The 18,208-nt window shown below is 72.4% G+C and carries 12 protein-coding genes; 6 read left to right on the top strand and 6 right to left on the bottom strand.

All coding sequences use genetic code 11. From position 1 onward, the window contains the following. Positions 1-12 precede the first annotated feature (12 nt). The 6 genes from AC07AW_RS30910 to AC07AW_RS30885 all read right to left on the bottom strand — a co-directional run bounded on the left by AC07AW_RS30910 (position 13) and on the right by AC07AW_RS30885 (position 8,703). Positions 13-2,793: a DUF5682 family protein gene (locus AC07AW_RS30910; RefSeq protein WP_478818754.1), complete on the bottom strand. Its 2,781-nt coding sequence runs from the start codon at positions 2,791-2,793 to the stop codon at positions 13-15. Beyond that, positions 2,790-3,911, bottom strand: coding sequence for an ATP-binding protein (locus tag AC07AW_RS30905; RefSeq protein ID WP_478818753.1), 1,122 nt, complete (start codon positions 3,909-3,911; stop codon positions 2,790-2,792). The genes AC07AW_RS30910 and AC07AW_RS30905 overlap by 4 nt, the downstream gene beginning before the upstream one ends. A 17-nt stretch (positions 3,912-3,928) precedes the next feature. Continuing rightward, complete coding sequence (locus AC07AW_RS30900; protein WP_478818752.1) at positions 3,929-5,374, bottom strand: VWA domain-containing protein; 1,446 nt, start codon at positions 5,372-5,374, stop codon at positions 3,929-3,931. After that, on the bottom strand, positions 5,371-6,771 hold the full coding sequence (locus AC07AW_RS30895; RefSeq protein ID WP_478818751.1) for a hypothetical protein: 1,401 nt from the start codon (positions 6,769-6,771) through the stop codon (positions 5,371-5,373). Before AC07AW_RS30895 ends, AC07AW_RS30900 begins: the two co-directional genes overlap by 4 nt. After that, positions 6,771-7,274, bottom strand: a complete 504-nt coding sequence (locus AC07AW_RS30890) for a hypothetical protein (RefSeq protein ID WP_478818750.1) — start codon at positions 7,272-7,274, stop codon at positions 6,771-6,773. The genes AC07AW_RS30895 and AC07AW_RS30890 overlap by 1 nt, the downstream gene beginning before the upstream one ends. A 295-nt stretch (positions 7,275-7,569) precedes the next feature. Then, entirely contained in the window at positions 7,570-8,703 is a 1,134-nt protein-coding gene (locus AC07AW_RS30885; protein ID WP_478818749.1) for an FAD-dependent monooxygenase, read from the bottom strand. A 556-nt stretch (positions 8,704-9,259) separates the two neighbouring features. Between AC07AW_RS30885 and AC07AW_RS30880 the strand changes: the two genes are divergently transcribed. From AC07AW_RS30880 to asnB, 6 genes are all read left to right on the top strand, one after another. Next, on the top strand, positions 9,260-10,738 hold the full coding sequence (locus AC07AW_RS30880; RefSeq protein WP_478818748.1) for a sugar transferase: 1,479 nt from the start codon (positions 9,260-9,262) through the stop codon (positions 10,736-10,738). Positions 10,739-10,811: 73 nt separating this feature from the next. After that, positions 10,812-12,128, top strand: a complete 1,317-nt coding sequence (locus tag AC07AW_RS30875) for a nucleotide sugar dehydrogenase (RefSeq protein ID WP_478818747.1) — start codon at positions 10,812-10,814, stop codon at positions 12,126-12,128. Beyond that, positions 12,118-13,383 (top strand): glycosyltransferase family 4 protein, encoded by a 1,266-nt coding sequence (locus AC07AW_RS30870; RefSeq protein ID WP_478818746.1) that lies wholly within the window; start codon positions 12,118-12,120, stop codon positions 13,381-13,383. Before AC07AW_RS30875 ends, AC07AW_RS30870 begins: the two co-directional genes overlap by 11 nt. Further along, on the top strand, positions 13,380-14,747 hold the full coding sequence (locus AC07AW_RS30865; RefSeq protein WP_478818745.1) for a YveK family protein: 1,368 nt from the start codon (positions 13,380-13,382) through the stop codon (positions 14,745-14,747). The genes AC07AW_RS30870 and AC07AW_RS30865 overlap by 4 nt, the downstream gene beginning before the upstream one ends. Continuing rightward, a complete protein-coding gene (locus AC07AW_RS30860; protein ID WP_478818744.1) occupies positions 14,744-16,264 on the top strand; it encodes a Wzz/FepE/Etk N-terminal domain-containing protein in 1,521 nt (506 codons plus the stop codon). The genes AC07AW_RS30865 and AC07AW_RS30860 overlap by 4 nt, the downstream gene beginning before the upstream one ends. A 3-nt stretch (positions 16,265-16,267) precedes the next feature. After that, positions 16,268-18,202 carry an asparagine synthase (glutamine-hydrolyzing) gene (asnB, locus tag AC07AW_RS30855; protein ID WP_478818743.1) on the top strand — a complete coding sequence of 645 codons (1,935 nt, stop codon included), beginning with the start codon at positions 16,268-16,270 and terminating at the stop codon, positions 18,200-18,202. Positions 18,203-18,208: the final 6 nt, after the last annotated feature.

Here is an 18,208-nt window from a genome sequence, read left to right as displayed (position 1 = left end):
ACCGGGGTGGTGTCATCGGGCCATGAGGACCGCCAGTGCGTCGGCCGTGGCCGGGTGCGTGGTGAGGAGGGCCGCGCCCGTCGCCGCCGGGCCGTTCGTCGTGGTCCATCCCTCCGCGGAGCCGAGGAGCTCCGCGAGGGCGTCGCACGTCGTCGGGTGGGCGGGCAGGAGCGCCGCTCCCCGGGGGGCGGCGCCCGTGGGAAGGCCGGTCGGGGCGGCCGGTGGGGTGTGCCAGGGCGGGACCCAGGTGTCCAGGGCCGCGAGCCGGGCCGGGAAGATCCGTCCCGCCTCGCGGATGAGCAGCGGGGCCAGTTCCGCCGCGTTGGAGCGGAGGGTCGTGATGAGGACCGGAAGCCACGGCAGCAGTACGGCGTCGGGCAGGCGGCCGAAGGCGTTCGACACGGCCTCCACCACCACGTCCGCGAGGCCCGGCACCGGCTCCAGGGCGTGCACGAAGCCGCTGAGGTAGCGCGGATAGGACGGCACGACGAGGGGGTTGGCGAGGAGCTCGTCGCAGCGGGTCCGCAACTCACCCCGGGTGAGTGTGCCCAGCTGTACCTGCGCCGCCCACAGCAGCGCCGTCTTCGCCGGGTCCTCGGGATGCGCCTGGGCGACGGCCAGCTCAAGCTGGGTCCGGTCGCAGCCGAGGGAGAGCGCCAGGCTCTCCATGCTGAACAGGAAGCCGAGCATCGCGGCGACCTGCCCCACCGTCGCGTCCTCGTCGCGGAAGGCCGTCGGCAGCAGCGTGCAGTAGTGCGCGTAGCCGGTTCTGACGAAGGACTGGATCCACGGCGGCAGCACCGGCTCGCTGGTGCGGTAGTACGCGAGGAGTCCGCGCACCCGGCGCAGGACCTCCGGCGCACCGTCGACCGTACGCTCACCCGCCAGCACCTCGAGGGCGCGGGTGCCGAGCTCCTCGGCGAGGCGTCGGCCGCCCAGGTACAGCGTGGCGTCCTCGACGGCCGCGAGGGCCTCGGCGGTCGTCGCCTGCGGTGCGTACGCGGTGCGGCGCAGGCGCTGCTCCAGGACCTGTTCGAGGCTGACGCCCTCGTAGCCGAGCTCGATGAGGGCCCTTTGGTGGGTGCCGAGGGCGAGGTCCCAGGACTCCTGGATCGACCGCTCGCCGAGCCGCCGCTCCCCCATGACGGGCCGTGCGGCGGCGCCCGGCATCAGGCGGCGCAGCATCCACAGGACGTCCGAGCAGGCCCGCAGTTCGGGCCGGGAGGTCATGTCGAGGAGTGCCCGGCGGACCCCGCGCTGCTGGAGGTTCAGCTCCAGGGGGGCGAGCCGGTCGTGGACGTCGCGGGCGAGCGGTGGCAGTGCCTCGTAGCCGACCTGGCCGATCCGGTCGCCGCCCATCATGATCTCGACGAGGCGGCGCACGTCCCGGCGCCCGGGCACGCTGTCCTTCTCGATGCAGGTGACCGCGGCGTCCTGGAAGTCGTACGGGGTGGGCTTGGCCCGGTCCCGCATCCCGGCGAGCAGGATCGAGGTCTCGAAGACGGCGATCGCGTCGGCGGTGGAGGCCAGGTAGCCGTTGCGGCGGGCGGCGCGGACGATGTCCACGGACCAGCCGAGCAGTTCGGTCTCGTCCAGGGTGTCGAGGACCGGCGGCCGCCGGAGGAAGCCGGAAAGGCGGTCCTCGGCCGGCGCGGCGGTCTCGGGGAGGGCGGCCGGCCCGGTGGTCTTCGCCGCCGTCTTCTTCGTGCCGGCCTGTCCGTCGAGGCGGTACGGCTTCACCCGGGTGCGCTTGAGGTTCTTCGTCCACTGCGTCGCGGCGATGGACACGGAGCCGGAGGCGAGGCCGAACTGGGCCTCGATCGCCGCGTTGCTGGAGGGGATCAGACCGTACTGCCAGGTCGTGGCCGTAGGGGGTGAGATCTCGAAGCCGTCGCTGCCGTGCACGCCGAACTCGTCGACGCGGCTGGCCGCGTGGAAGGCGCCGCAGACGTAGAGGCAGTCCGCGGGGTCGGTGCCGGTGGCGGCGAGGTGCTCGCGCATCCGGGTCCACATGTACCGCTCGCGGTCCTCGTCGACGCGGACGCGGTCCCCGTCCCCCGGGGCGAGCCGCCGGAAGAGGCTGCCGATGAGGAACATGACCTGGCGGTAGGTGTCGTGGTCGCTGTCGCCGAGCGGCACCTCGACGTACTGGTGCCACCACTCCGACCAGTGCCGCACCTTGCCGTGGCGCAGCAGGTGCTCCTCCAGTTCGGCGAAGCGGGGTCGCAGGTCGCCGATCTCGACGCCGACGGCCTCCCCGTGGAGTGCCGCCTCGGTGCCGCCCTCCGCGCGGGCGTCCGGCTCGTCGGTGCGATCGTGCCGGGGGTCCCACTGGAAGACGTGGTCGGAGGAGCGGTCGACGAGGACCAGCTCCACGCCGGGGGTGTCGAGGGCGTAGGCGATGGCCTGGTACTCGGCGGAGGCCTCCGTGACGGGGGCGACGACGGACAGCGGTGCCCAGTCGGGAGGGAAGCCGTCGATGTCGCTCGCGAACGCCTGCACGGCGACCGGCAGCCGGCAGTTGCGCAGCTCGGTGAGGAGCGGCGTCATGTCCTCGCACAGCTCCAGGTAGACGACCTTGGGCTGCTTCTCGCGCAGCCGGCGGGCCATCGCGAGGGCGGAGGCGGGCGAGTGGTGGCAGACGGGGAAGATCTCCAGGGGTTCCGCCACGGCGCGGTCGACGTCGTCGACGAGGCCGAGGAGGATGCCCTCCAGGGCGTCCGCACCTCCGGCGAACTCGGCAGCAGCCTCGTGGAGTTGGCCGCGCAGGGCGGTGAACGGGGTCCCGGTCACGACAGCTTCGCGATCGCTTCGCGGCCGCCCTCGAGGAACTCGGGCCAGGAGCCGCCCTCCTCCTTGCCGCGCGGCTCGACGACGCCGTGCAGGTACTTGTTGAGGATGGCCAGGTCCTCCGGTTCGCGTCGGGCGAGTGTGCCGACCAGGGAGGCGGCGAGGGCGCGGGCGGTCAGGGTGCGCTCGCCGAAGAAGTTGCTGTGCAGGATCGAGTCCTCGAGGACGCCGATCTGCTCGGCGGTCGAGAGGGCGGACTCCAGCTTCTCGTCGTCGCTGCCGGCCGCGGCGGCGGAGGCCCGCAGGTCGGCGAAGCTCTGGAGGAGGACGTCGAGGAGGGTGGGCGGCACGTCCAGTTCGATGGCGTGCCGGCGCAGCAGCTCCTCGGTGCGGAAGCGCACGATCTCGGCCTCGCTCTTCTTGTTCGTCACGACCGGGATGCGGACGAAGTTGAAGCGGCGCTTGAGCGCGGAGGAGAGGTCGTTGACGCCCCGGTCGCGGCTGTTGGCGGTGGCGATGACCGAGAAGCCGGGCTTGGCGAAGACGATGTTCTCGCCGTCGGCGCCGTCGAGTTCGGGGACCGAGATGTACTTCTCGGAGAGGATCGAGATGAGCGCGTCCTGGACGTCGCTGGTGGAGCGGGTGAGCTCCTCGAAGCGGCCGATGGTGCCGGTCTCCATCGCGGTCATGATCGGCGAGGGGATCATCGACGCGCGGGACTGGCCCTTGGCGATGACCATGGACACGTTCCAGGAGTACTTGATGTGGTCCTCGGTCGTGCCGGCCGTGCCCTGGACGACCTGGGTGGAGTTGCGGCTGATCGCGGCGGCAAGGAGTTCGGCGAGCCAGCTCTTGCCGGTGCCGGGGTCGCCGATGAGGAGCAGGCCGCGGTCGGAGGCGAGGGTGACGATGGAGCGCTCGACGAAGCTGCGGTCGCCGAACCACTTCTGCGTCACCTCCCGGTCGAGGCCGTCGGCGCGCTCGGAGCCGAGGATGAAGAGGCGGACCATCTTCGGGGAGAGGCGCCAGGAGAAGGGCTTGGGGTTGTCGTCGATCGACTCCAGCCAGTCGAGTTCCTCGGCGTACTTGATCTCGGCGGGAGCGCGGAGCAGGTCGGACATGGGAGGGCCTTTCGGTCTCAGGTGAGGAAGGTCTTGAGTTCGTGCACGAGCTTGTCGATGTGGCCGGAGATCACCGGGGTGCCGAGGGCCTTGAACCGCTCCCGGAACCAGGGGTTGACCTCCTGCCGTCCGGAGCTGGTCACCGAGCCCACGGGGATGAAGCGGACCCCGGAGCGGTGGACCTCCTCGATGCCCTCGAACAGTGGCTGTGAGCGGCCGAACTCGTAGAAGTCGGAGATCCAGACCATGACGGTGTTCTTCGGCTCGGCGATCTTCGGCCGGGCCATGGCCATCGCCACGGGCCCGTCGTTGCCGCCGCCGAGGTTGGTGCGCAGGAGCACGTCGAACGGGTCGTGCACCCAGGGTGTGAGGTCGATCGCGCGGGTGTCGTACGCGATGAGGTGGACGTCCACCTTGGGCAGCCCGGCGAAGATCGAGGCGAGGATGGTGCAGTTGACCATCGAGTCGACCATGGAACCGGACTGGTCCACCACGACGATCAGCCGCTGGGGCGTGGTCCTGCGGACGGTGTGCCGGTAGTGGAGGCGGTCGACGTACAGCCGCTCCTCCTCCGGGCTCCAGTTGGTGAGGTTCTTCCAGATGGTGCGATCGAGATCGAGGTTCCGGAAGACCCGCTTGGGCGGGACCGAGCGGTCGAGTTCGCCGACGGTGGCCTTCTCGACCTGGGTACGGAGCACCTGGGCGACCTCGTCGACGTACCGCCTGATCAGCGTCTTGGCGTTGGCCAGTGCCACGCCGGAGAGGTTGCCCTTGTCGCGCAGCAGCTGCTCGATCAGGGACATGCTGGGGGTGAGCTGTGCGGCCAGCGCGGGGTCCGCGAGGACTTCGCGCAGGTGCATGCGGTGGACGAGGTCGGCCTCGATGGCGCCGAGCTCGGGTCCGAGGCCGCCGCCGGTGAGGGCCGCGCCCGACGCCTTGCCGCCGCGCAGACCGCCGGGCGGTGAACCGAGCGCGCGCTCCAGCCAGCCCGCGTCCGACTGCCAGCGGGCGAGCTGCCCGGCGGAGACGGTTCCGGAGCCGGTGGCGAAGACGTTGAGCAGCAGTTTCGAGGCGAGTGCGGCGCGCCGCACCTCGGCGGCCCGGTCGCGTGCGTCGTCCGGCTCGGGCTCCGGGGTCATGAGGCCGTCGAGCTCGTCGGCGAGCTCCGGGTGTCGCTGGACGACGGAGTCCACGGAGGCGCCGGGGTCGAGCAGCGCGGACGGCAGGCCGATGTCCTCGACGACGGCGAGGCTCGCCGCTTCCAGGGTGGCCTGCTCCTCGGGGTCGAAGAGCCGGGCGAGCAGCCGCCAGTAGAGGACCTGCCGCCGGTTGTCGTGGGGGTCGGGCGCGGCCGGCACCGGGGACGGCGTGCCGGTCGCGGCCGTGGAGTCGGCCGTCGGCGCGGTCGATGCCGTCCGCCCGGTGGGGAAGGCGGGCTCGGGCGAGGCGTTCTCGTCGGTCATGAGCGCAGCAGCTTTCCCGCTCGTTCGCGCAGGACGGCGACCGCGTCCGTGGCCGCCTTCTCGGCGCGGACTCCGGTCTTGTCGGTGGTGCCGCCGGCCCACGCGCCCGCGTGGACCGCGACGGTCTTCTTCCGGACGGTCGTCTCGACGGCGAGTGGCTGGACGAGGAACTCCCCGGCGTCCCAGCGGAGGAGACCCAGGCACGCGCCGGACGCGGCGATCGCCTCCGGGGTGAGCGGTCCGGCGGCCGGTCCGCGGTCGGTGTCCACGGCGAGCCGGTGGCCGGCGATCGTGAACGTCAGCGGCCCGTCGCCCTCGCGCTCCGCCGCGTACCCCTCCAGGAGGACGGGCACGGCGATCCGTACCGGGTGACGGTCCAGGGGCGCCGTGACCGGGTCGATCGCTGTGGCGAGGACGACCCTGGCCGTGGCGAAGGGGTCGGCGGGTGCCCCCGCGCGGGCGTGCTCGTCGTCCCAGACGAGGTCGCCCTCGGCGGTGACGGGCATGGCGTCGAGTTCCATGGCGAGGCCCTCGCTCACGGCGGTGAGGAGCGACATGCGCGGCCGGAGCAGCTGCCAGAGCCCGGCGCCGACGACGGTGTCGGGTTTGGGCGCGGACGCCGCCGCCCGGACCAGACGCGGAGCCGAGCCGTCGGCCGGTTCGAACACCGCGTGCACCTGGGCCTGTACGGCGGTCGCGTGCTCCTGCACGTCGACGCCGAGGGGCAGCAGTCGACCAGTCGCGGTGGACCCGCCGGGTGTGCGGGCGGCTCCGGGCACGGTGAGGAGCAGGGCGCGCGACCACAGGTCGGCCCAGCGGCGCACCGGGATGCGGTCCAGGGTGGCCCCGGGGCACGATGCGGCGAGCTCGGCCGAGAAGCCGTCGAGCAGCGTCGCCTGTCGGCGGAGCGCGGGGTCCGGCAGCATCGCGGAGACCACGGGCGCGGCGCCGCCGACGAGTTCGTGGTCGATGCCCCGCCAGCCGGAGCGCGCGAGGTCGCAGAGCCAGGCGCGGGCCGCGGCGAGCACGTTGGCGGCGGGCTGCCCGCCGAAGGTCGCCTCCTCCGCCGAGGCGGGCTGCGCGGCCGGGCGGCCGGTGACGTCCGCGACGCGGGCCGTCAGGGCGTCGTGGACCGAGCCCATGAGCGCGGTGCGGGCGGCGGCGAGCGCGAGGAAGTGGTCCTCTCCGGCGGAGCCGGCCATGGCCTTGTCGGCGGCCTCGGCGACGACGGAGGCGAGCGGGGTGCCGGCGAGGGCGTCCGCGAGCGCGGCGAGCCCTGCGGTCTGGGCGGGCTGCGGACGGAGCAGGCCGGCGACGAGTGCGTCGTCGAAGGCGTCCACGGCGGCCAGCGCCTCGTCGAGTCTGTCGATCGGGTCGGCGAGCAGGTCCGTACGCATCAGGCGACCGCCCTCGTCGGCGGGAACCACTGCATCTCGGGCAACGGCGCGGTGACCGGCTCGAGTTCGAGGTAGGCGAGGTGCCGCAGGAAGCGGCTGAACACGGGCGCGGCGGCCGAAGTGTCGCCCTGTGCGGGCCGCGTGGCGGTCATCGCGTCGACGAGTGCCTGGGCGTCGGGCTCCCGGTCGGGCGTCTCGGCCCTGAGGTAGCGGGCGACGCGCTGCGCGCCGTACTGGAGGACGGCCTCGGTGACGAGTGCGCGGATGTGGTTGCAGTACGAGCCGCGCGCGCCGCCGCAGGGGCGGTTGTTGTTGGTGCTGCACGCGAACGCGTACGTTCCGGCGGCGATGGAGGACACGTACACGCGCCCTGTGTCGGAGCCGCTGGACACCACGCCCTGCAAGCGTCCGTCGGCCAGCTCGACGAACGGCACCTTCGCGAGTTTCCGCGGCCGCGCGGGCGGTACCACCCGCGCCGCGCTCGACCTCTCCCAGACCGCCAACGCACTTCTCCCATGCACGTCAAAGGGGATGTTCACGCCGGAGCGGCGGAACATCGACAACGTATCCCCGCCCACTGACAACGCCTTCGGACGCCGTGGGACGGGAGGGGTGGAAGCCGTGGGACGGCAGGGGTCGAAGCCGTGGGACGGGAGGGGTCGAAGCCGTGGGACGGCAGGCGCGGACGCCGCGGGACGGCAGGCGTCGACGCCGTGGGACGGCAGGAATGGACGCCGTGGGACGGCAGGAGGGGCGCGCGGGGCCGGGCCCTGGGAAAGCCCGGCCCCGCGGGGTGTCCTAGTAGGGCTTCACGAGGACGTGGGCGGCTCCGGGGATGCCGATCTCCAGGAGCGCGTCCTCCTCGGGCGTCGTCGGCGCGCCCATCTCCTGCTTGAGGACGGCCCGGGACATGGCCTGCACCCACAGGGCGCGGGGCCGGCGCCGGGCCTCCCAGGCTTCCAGGGCCTCGGGGACCGAGGCCGCGGTGTCCAGGGACTCGGCGAGGACGAGGGCGTCCTCGACGGCCATCGCCGCTCCCTGGGCGAGGTGCGGGGTGGAGGCGTGGGCGGCGTCGCCGGCCAGCACCACCCGGCCGACGTGCCACGGCTCCTCGACCGTCACCTGGGAGATGCGGGAGTACACGACGGCCGCCGGGTCGGTGACCGCGCCGAGGGCTTCGGCGACGGGGCCGGAGAACATCGAGAGCCGCTCGGCGAGCTCCTCGTGGGCGCGGGCCGGGTCCGGCCGGAAGTCCTCCGCTTCGGCGAACACGGCGCCCAGGTACATGAGTTCGTCCGTGATGGGGGTGAGCAGGGCCTTCGCCTCCCGGCCGGCGGTGGCCATGACCACGCCCCGTACGTCGGGGTGGCGGGGCACGGTGACGCGCCAGTTGGCGAATCCGGTGTACGCGGGCGCGTACCGGTCGCCGTGGAGGCGGGTGCGCAGCGGGGAGCCGATTCCGTCGAAGCCGACGACCAGGTCCCAGCGGTCGGTGGATCCGTCGGAGAGCGTCACGGTGACGCCCGTACCGTCGTCGTCGAGTCCGGTGAGCGTCACGGCGTGGCGGACCTTGGCGCCCGCGGCGACGGCGGCGTCGCCGAGCACCTTGGCGAGGGCGGGCCGCGGAATCCCGTTGGCGGCCGGGACGTCTTCCATGCGCGGCTGGGGTATGCGCGCCAGCGGGTTCCCCTCGGGGTCGGCGATGGTCAGGACCTCCCATGCGAACCCGGCCGCCAGGCAGGCGTCGAGCACCCCCAACTCCCGCATGACATGCAGAGCGTTGGAGGGCTGGATGATTCCCACGCCGAGGGCGTCGAGCTCCTCGCGGAGCTCGGCCACCTCCACGGTGTGGCCGCGCCGCGCGAGCGCGGTCGCGAGCGCGAGGCCGCCGATGCCTCCGCCGTGGATCAGGACGCGCAGGGATGTCGCCATCTCGGATGTCTCCAGAAGGTGGGTGAACAGGGCGGAGGAGTCCAACCCCCGGACGAAAAGCCCGGGTTGTTCCTCCGACCGCCCGCGACCAGGTTAAAAAACAAGCCAAGCTCGGCCCGGCCGTTCATGCCGGGACACCCCCGGATCGCCGCCGCCTACAGCCCGGTGAACGCCCGTCACCACAGGTCACAAGGCACGTCTCCGTCGCGAAGGCTTCTGCGGGTGATTGTCCGACGAAGGATCAACCTTCAAAGGTTCAGCACAAGTTGCCCACATCCCTCTTCTGGAGGGCTTTGATGCTCTAGATTGACCTTGCTTCACAAGCCCGGACACCAGGCGACAAATGATGATCTATCGCCTGGATGGGGTGTTCGAGTAGCGCTGCGGTACCCGGTACGTCATTCGCGGGGTGGGCGGATGACCCGGAAGAGGAACAGCGCGGTGCGGGAGGCGGGGGCCTCCCGAGGGGAGGAACAGCGCGGGAGGCGGGGGCCTCCCGGGGGGAGGAACCGTGTGGAGCCAACACGTCGAGCCCACTGGCACCCTGGGGGGGTCTGTGCAGCAGGGGGAATTGGTCAGCCCGTTTCCATCGGCGCGCGACCGGCTGGACAGCGCGACGATCGGCCGGACCGCGAGTGACTGGGAGCAGCGCTACCGCCGTGCGGTGATCGCCGGCGACACCGTGGCCACCGCCTTCGTCGTGGCGGCGATCGGTGGCTTCTTCGGGGCCCGGGACGCCGCCTACTGGCATGAGCGGTGGGGCACTCTCGCCTTCGGCACCGAACTCCTCGTCCTGGCCGCGCTCGCGGTGAACCGGGCGTGGGCTCCGGCGGTCCTCGGCCAGGGCGCCGAGGAGTTCCGCCGGCTCGGGCGCTCCCTGTTCACGGCGACCATCGTGATGGCGCTCGCCGGAATCGCCCTGACCTCGCACAACATCAAGCTGTGGATCTTCGTCGCGATCCCCGCGATCGCGCTCATCACCATGACGACGCGGTATCTGCTGCGTCTCTGGCTGCACAATCAGCGCAAGGAAGGCCGGTGCCTGCGGCCGGTGCTCGCCGCCGGGAGCCCGGCCACCGTGAGCGACCTGATCTCCCGGACCCGCAAGTTCCCGCACCTCGGCTGGCGGGTGGACGCGGTGTGCACGACGGACGGTCGCGGGCTCGACGGTGACCTGCTGGACGGAGTGCCGGTCGTCGGAGAGTTGTCGGACGTCGCCAAGCACGTCCGCCACGACGGCTACCGTGTCGTCGCGGTCACCCCGGACCCGCACTGGTCACCGGACCGGCTGCAGCGGCTGGCGTGGAACCTCGAGGGCAGCGAGGCCGAGATGGTCGTGGCCCCGGTGCTGATGGAGGTGGCCGGTCCGCGGCTGCACATCGACGCGGTGCTCGGGATCCCGCTGCTGCGGGTCAGCATGCCGACGTTCACCGGGGGCCGCCGGGCGATCAAGGGGGTCGTCGACCGCGTGGGCGCGGCGATCCTGCTGATGCTGTTGGCGCCGCTGATGCTGATCGTCGGGCTGCTCGTCCTGGCGGACAGCCGGGGTGGGGCGCTCTACAGCCAGCGCAGGGTCGGCAAGGACGGCCGCGAGTTCACCATTCTCAAGTTCCGCACGATGGTCGTCGGGGCCGACCGGGCACGTGCCGCGCTGGCCGACCGCAACGAGGGCGCCGGTCTGCTGTTCAAGCTCCGCCGGGATCCGCGGGTGACCCGGGTGGGGGCGGTGCTGCGCCGGTACTCGCTCGACGAGCTCCCGCAGTTGTTCAACGTGCTCACCGGATCGATGTCGCTCGTCGGGCCGCGGCCTCCGCTGCCGGAGGAGTGCGCCGCGTACGGCCCGGACGTCCGGCGGCGGCTGCTCGTCAAGCCCGGCCTGACCGGCCTGTGGCAGATCAGCGGACGCAGCGACCTGTCGTGGGACGAGGCGGTGCGCCTCGACCTGCGGTACGTGGAGGACTGGTCGCTCGCCCTGGACACGGTGATCTTGTGGAAGACGCTGCGTGCGGTGCTCTACGGGCAGGGGGCCTACTGATGCACGGGGATCGCCGAGGGGCCGGCACGGGGACCGCAGGCCGGGAGGGCCTGCCTGGGGGGAGGAACGAGTCATGAGAGTCAGCGTTTTCGGGCTGGGTTACGTGGGCTGCGTGTCGGCCGCGTGCCTGGCCAGCATGGGCCACGAGGTCATCGGGGTGGACGTCAACCAGGTGAAGGTCGACCTGGTCAACGACGGCAAGGCCCCGGTGGTCGAGGAGCGGATCGGCGAGCTCATCGCCGAGGTGGTGCGGACCGGAGCGCTGCGCGCCACCGCCGACGTCCGCGAGGCGATCGCGGCCAGCGATGTGTCGCTGGTCTGCGTGGGCACGCCGTCGGAGCCCAACGGCAGCCTGTGCACCACCTATCTGGAGCGGGTCACCGAGGAGATCGGCGCCGCGGTGGCCGAGCGGGGCGGACGGCACACCGTCGTCTTCCGCAGCACCATGCTCCCGGGCACCTGCCTGAACCTGCTCGTGCCGATCCTGGAGAAGTACGTCGGCGGCACGGCCGGGGTGGACGTGGGGGTCGCGGTCAACCCGGAGTTCCTGCGCGAGGGCACGAGCGTGCGGGACTTCTTCGATCCGCCCAAGACCGTCATCGGCGAGCTCGACCGGGCGAGCGGCGACATGGTGGCGGCGCTCTACGAGGGCCTGCCCGGCGAGGTGTTCCGGGTGCCGGTCCCGACGGCCGAGGCGATCAAGTACGCGGACAACGCGTTCCACGGTCTCAAGATCGGCTTCGCGAACGAGCTGGGCGCGGTGTGCCAGGCGCTCGGTGTGGACTCGCACCAGGTGATCGACGTGTTCCTCGCGGACCGCAAGCTGAACATCAGCCCCGCCTATCTGCGGCCCGGTTTCGCCTTCGGTGGCTCGTGCCTGCCCAAGGACCTGCGCAGCCTGGTCCACGCGGCGCAGCGGGCCGACGTCTCGGTGCCGATCCTCTCCCACGTACTGCCCTCCAACGCCGACCATCTGCAGCGCGCGGTGGAGCTGGTCGAGCGCACCGGGAAGCGGCGGGTGGGCCTGTTCGGGCTCTCCTTCAAGCCCGGCACCGACGACCTCCGCGAGAGCCCGCTCGTCGAGCTGGCGGAGCGGCTCTTCGGCAAGGGGTACGACCTGCGGATCTACGACCCCAACGTGAACCTCTCCCGGCTGCTCGGCGCGAACCGCGAGTACATCGAGAACCGGCTGCCGCACCTCGCGCAGCTGCTCGCCGAGTCCGTCGGCGAGGTCCTGGACCATGCAGAGGTGTGCCTCGTCGGGACCAGGGATCCGGCCGTCCTCGCGGCGCTGCCGCATGGCGAGAGCCCGGTGATCGTCGACCTCATCCACCTTCCCGACGCCGAGTCGCGCCGGGCCGAACCGGGGTACGTGGGCCTTGCTTGGTGAGAAGACCAGTGGCGCCGGGCCCGCCCGGCGTGCGCTGATCCTGGTGGAGAACCTGTCGGTGCCGTTCGACCGGCGGGTGTGGCAGGAGTGCACGACGCTGCGCGACGCGGGCTGGGAGGTGCACGTCATATGCCCCCGGGGGGAGAAGCGGGACACCGAGCCGGAGGCGGTGATCGACGGGGTGCGGATCCACCGCTACCCGCTGCGCGCGGCCACCGGAGGGCCGGCCGGCTATCTGCGGGAGTACGGAACGGCGTTGTGGCACACGGTCCGGCTGGCCCGCCGGGTCGGCCCGGTCGACGTGGTCCACGCCTGCAATCCGCCGGACCTGCTGTTCCTGCCCGCCCTGTGGCTGAAGCGGCAGGGGGCGCGGTTCGTCTTCGACCAGCACGACCTGGTGCCCGAGCTGTACCTCTCCCGGTTCGACCGCGGCAAGGACCTGCTCTACCGCGGTGTGTGCGCGCTGGAGCGGGCGACGTACCGGGCCGCGGACGTCGTGCTCGCCACGAACGAGAGCTACCGGGACGTCGCGGTGCGCCGCGGCGGCCGGCGGCCGGAGGACGTGTTCGTGGTGCGCAGCGCGCCCGACGTCGACCGGTTCCATCCCGTACCGGCCGAGCCGGAGCTGAAGCGCGGCAAGCCTCATCTGCTGTGCTACCTGGGCGTCATGGGCCCGCAGGACGGCGTCGACTACGCCTTGCGGGCCCTGGCGAAGTTGCGGGACGAGCTCGGGCGGACCGACTGGCACGCGGTGTTCGTCGGCGCCGGCGACGCCTTCGACGCGATGGTCGAGCTGTCCCGGCGGCTGGGGCTCTCGGAGCAGGTGCAGTTCACCGGGCGAATACCGGACGCCGATCTGGCGCGCTATCTGTCCACCGCGGACGTGTGCCTCTCCCCCGACCCGCGCAATCCGCTCAACGACGTGTCGACCATGAACAAGGTCCTGGAATACATGGTGATGGGCCGGCCGATCGTCTCGTTCGACCTCCGGGAGGCACGCGTCTCCGCCGGTGAGGCCGCCGTGTACGCACCCGCCAACGACGAGGCCGAGTTCGCCGGGCTCGTCGCGCGGCTCCTCGACGATCCGGAGGAGCGGGAGCGGATGGGCAAGATCGGCCAGGAGCGGATCGGCGGACCGCTTTCCTGGCGGAACTCCCAGCAATCGCTGCTCGCCGCCTACGCGGCGGCCTGCCGTGACCGCGCTCCGCTGTCGGCGGGGGGCCCGAACCGGGGACGGAAGAGGCCGCGTCGTTGAGCGATGACACGATACGCCTGGTCACGGTCGGGCGGATTCTCCGTCGGCGTGGGCGGTTCCTCACCATCCTGGCCATGGTGGGCGCCCTCGTCGGCTACGGCACGTCCCTGCTGCTTCCGCCGCGCTACACGACGTCGGCATCGGTGCTGCTGCCGGGGTCGTGGGAGGAGCGTGAGCTGCTCACGCAGACGCAGGTCGCGACGAGTTCGGTGGTGGTCGACCGCGCGGCCGCCGCGCTCGGCTGGGCCGGGGTCGACGGCAGGGAGCTGAAGGAGCAGGTGACCGCCGAGGCCGCCGACGGGAACATCATCAAGATCTCGGGCACGGCCGACACCCCGAAGCGGGCCCAGCAGCTCTCCGACCAGGTGGCCCGGCAGTTCGTCGCCTTCGCCGCGAACATCGTGGGCGACAGCAGCGACCCCGAGTCGGCCGCGCGGGTCGATGCCCTGCGGAAGACGGTGACGCAGACCAACCGCCGTATCACCGAGCTGGCCGACGAGGCGGGACCGGGCCGTTCCGTGGAGAGCGTGCAGACCCGCACCGAGCTCGCGAAGCTGCGCACCTCGCTGCAGGAGGCCATCGACAAGCTGGACCAGGCCGGTCCGGCGACCAGCAAGGCCAGCATGGTCGTCATGGGGACGGCGGCCCGGCCGACCGGTGAGGCACCGCCGACCAGGACGCAGCTCGTCGTCGCCGGGGCGGTGCTGTTCTTCCTGGTCGCGTTCATCGGTCATCTCGCCGCCGCGCGGATGAGCCGCCGGCTGCGCACCGAACCGGAGATCGCCGCGGCGCTGGGCTCGGCGCTCCTCGGCACCGTCGACGTGCCCGGTGATCGGTTCTCGCACCGGCCGGAGGCCCGTGGCCCGCGGACCTGGCTCCGCCGGCTCCTTGGCGTCGACGTCCGGTGGGACATCCCGGCCCCGCGGACGTCCGGCGACGAGGCCAGCCGGCAGATCCGCTACCGGCGGGTGTACGCCCGCCTCCAGGACCGGATTCCGGCACCGGGGCGGCTCCTCGTCGTCGTCCCGGACGGTGACGAGATCGCCCGCCGGGCCGCCGGGCAGCTCGCCGCCGAGGCCGAGGGCGGCCTGGTGCTGCGGGTGGCGGGGGTTTCGGTGTCCCGGCCGATGGTGCCGGACCGGGACAAGGAGTCCGGTGCCCTGGTCGTGCTCAGCGCGGGCAGCTGGACCGCGGGCGAGCTCGCGGGCATCGCCGAGGCGTGTGCCGACGCCCGGCACGAGCTCGTCGGTGCCGTCCTCGCCGGCCCGGTCCGGGTCCCTTCGACACGGTCGACCGACCGTCCCCGGCACGCCGGCACGCCGGCATTCGTGATGGCCAACGACACGACGGAAGGTTCAGGGTGACGACGAGTACGACTTCGGAGTCGTCGGCCGCCGCTCCACTGCTCGACCTGCACGTGCTGGTGGTGGCGGTGCGCAGACGGCGCCGTCTCTGGGGCTCCCTGGCGCTGGTCGGACTGCTCCTCGGGGCCGCGCTGGCGATCCTGCTGCCGCCGCGGCCGACCGCTGTGGTCAAGCTGCTGGTCGCGCATCAGGAGGACCAGCCGAACGACCCCGGAACGCTGATCCGTACCGACGTCGAGCTGCTGCGGACCACGCGGATCGCCAGTCAGGCCCTGCAGTCCCTCAAGTCCCCGGTGAAGCCGGAGGACTTCATGAAGGACTACGAGGGGGCCGGCCTGACCAACAACGTGCTGCAGATCAGTGCGACCGGTGACAGCGACACCGAGGCGGTGGCCCGCGCCGGGGCACTGGCCGACGCGTTCATCGCGGACCATCTGCACCGGATCCAGGAGGCCGCGGACGCCGAGGCCAAGGCCCTGCTCGACCAGCGTGACCGCATGCGCGAGGAACTCGGGCAGGTCAACAAGGCGATCGCGGACGGATCGTCAGGGAACGGACCCAAGGCCTCGGCGGACTCGGAGTCGCTCTACGCCCGCCGGGCCGAACTCACCTCGCGGATCGCCGATTTCGACCAGCGCGCCGCGGAGGCGCGGATCGGTACGCCCCATCTCATCGCCGGTACGCAGATCGTGGACGCCCCGCGCGCGGTGCGGCACTCCCTGCTCAAGACCGCCGCAGTCGACGCCGCGATCGGTCTCGCCCTCGGGCTCGCGCTCGGGCTCGCGGTGGCCGCGGTCGGCTCGGTGGTGGCGGACCGCCCCGTGCTGCGCCGGGACATCGCGGCGAACCTCGGCGCCTCGGTCGTCGCCGAGCTGCCCCGCCGGCCCTCCCGGCTGTGGGGGCGCCGACGGATCCAGGCGGCACGGGCCAGGCTCACCACCTCTCTGGCCCGCACCCTGCGCGGTTCGGCGGAGCCGATGTCGCTGCTCGAACTGGGCTGCGCGCGGAGTACGAGCGACATCGCGCTCGATCTCGGCCGCGCGCTGACGGCGGAGGGGCCCATGGTCGTCGTCGACGGCCTGCCCGGCCCGGAGCTCGCCGGCCACCGGCCGGAGCCGGGAGACCCCGTCGTCGTCAGCAGCGAGCGTGCCGACGCCGGTTCGCACCAGGAGCGCAGGCTCGGCGTGGGCTCGGTGGCGCCCGGCACGGCGTGGACCGACCTCCGGCACCTCGGCACCCGGACGGTGCTCGTCGTGCGCGCCGGGCACGGCAGCGCCGCCTGGCTGCACACCGTGGCGCGGCAGCTCGCGGAGCAGCGGATCGCGGTGATCGGTGTGGTGCTGATCGACCCCGACGCGCGTGACCGGACCGACGGCACGCTGTGGGACGGGCCGCAGACCGCGCCGCGCGGACGGAGCGAGCCGCAGGCCCGGCCGAGCGGAGCGGGCCGGTGGCGGACGGAGCGGGTGCCGATGTGGGCCGCGCGGGTCCCGGACAACGACCAGGAGGTGCGGTAGCTCATGTGTGGCATCGCAGGCAGTTACCGATGGCCGGACGGGAAGGCCGTGACCGACCGGCTCACCGACACCCTCGCCCACCGCGGTCCGGACGGCGCCGGCCGGTACAGCCACCCCGTCGGGGACGGCGAAGTGCACCTCGGCCACCGGCGGTTGGCGATCGTCGACCTGTCCGAGACCGGCGCCCAGCCGATGGTCTCGGGCGGCCTCGTCCTGACGTACAACGGCGAGCTGTACAACGCGCCCGAGCTGCGTGCCGAACTGGCGGCCGCCGGGGTGCGGTTCCGCGGTACGTCGGACACCGAGGTGCTCCTGGAGGCCTGGCGGCGCTGGGGCACGGACTGTCTGCCCCGGCTGCGCGGCATGTTCGCGTTCGGGGTCTTCGACGAGCGGACCGGTGAGCTGGTGCTCGCCCGCGACCAGCTCGGCATCAAGCCGCTGTTCCTGCTGCGGCGCGGTGAGGGCCTGCTCTTCGCCTCCGAGCTGAAGGCGCTGGCCGCCGCCACCGGCGGACCCCTCGAGGTGGACCACGCGGCCCTGGTGGCCTCGCTCCTCTACTACTGGGTGCCGGACTCGCGGTGCGCGTTCCGCGAGGCGGAGAAGCTGCCGCCGGGGAGCTGGCTCCGGTTGCGGCCCGACGGCCGGACGGAGCGCGGCCGGTTCTGGAACCTGAAGGACGTCGCCGCCGAGGGCCGGGAGCGGGCCCGGAGCGGCGAGCGGCCGGATCTGGCCGCCATCGTGGAGGAGTCGACGCGTCGGCACATGCTCTCCGACGTCCCCGTGGCGACCTTCCTCTCCGGTGGTCTCGACTCCAGCTATCTGACGGCGCTGGCCGCCCGTGACCAACCCGGCATCTCCGCCTACACGATCGGCTTCCGTGCCGAGGACGCCAGGTTCGAGGCGATGCCGGACGACCTGCGCTATGCGCGGCAGGTGGCGGAGCAGTTCGGTGTCGATCTGAAGGAGATCGAGATCGCGCCGAACGTGCTCGATCTGCTGCCGCAGATGACGTACCACCTGGACGAGCCGATCGGGGACCCCGCGGCGATCAACACGTTCCTGATCTGCTCGGCCGCCCGGGAGGCCGGGGTCAAGGTGATGCTCTCGGGGATGGGCGCCGACGAGCTGTTCGCCGGATACCGCAAGCACCTGGCCAACCTGATCGCGCTGCGCTACCAGCGCGTCCCGCGGCAGCTGCGGCGCGGCCTGGCCGGGGCCGTGGACCGGCTGCCGGTGGCCACGGCCCGCCGGGGGTACCGGTCGGTGCGCTTCGCGAAGCGGTTCCTCTCCTTCGCCGACCTGCCGGAGGAGACCGCGTTCCGGCGCAGCTACACGATGTACGACCAGGAGGAGCTGCTCTCCCTGGTCGATCCGGACCTGGCCGGGACGGTCGACGACGTGCTGACCGAGCACGCGGACGTCTACGAGGACAACGACCTCGACGACTTCGTCAACCGCATGTGCCTGGGCGACGCCCGGATGTTCCTGCCGGGCCTGAACCTCGCCTACACGGACCGGTCGAGCATGGCCGCGTCGACCGAGGTGCGGGTGCCGTACGTGGACGTCGAGGTGGTGAAGGCGGCGTTCGCCGTGCCCGGTGATCGCAAGATCGTCGGCCGGCAGGGCAAGGCCGTCCTCAAGGAGGCCGCCACCTCGATCCTGCCCCGGGAGATCGTGTACCGGCCGAAGGGCCTGTTCAGCGCCCCCCTGCGGGCCTGGATGAGCCGGGACCTGGCGCCACTGGTGCGCGAGGTGGTGAACGACGGCGTGCTCGTGAACTCCGGGTTCCTGCGCCGGGACGCGCTGGCGCGCATGGTCGCCGAGGACGCCGCCGGACAGCGGGACTTCTCCAAGCATCTGTGGCATGTGCTGACCCTCGAGTACTGGTATCGCGGCATGGCCTCCGGGGCCGGCACGGACGCTCGCCGGACGGCGTAGAAACAA

It is taken from the genome of Streptomyces sp. NPDC044003 (assembly GCF_056435185.1).
The sequence above is the reverse complement of the archived record's forward strand: the minus strand, read 5'-3'. Positions and strand labels throughout refer to the sequence as shown.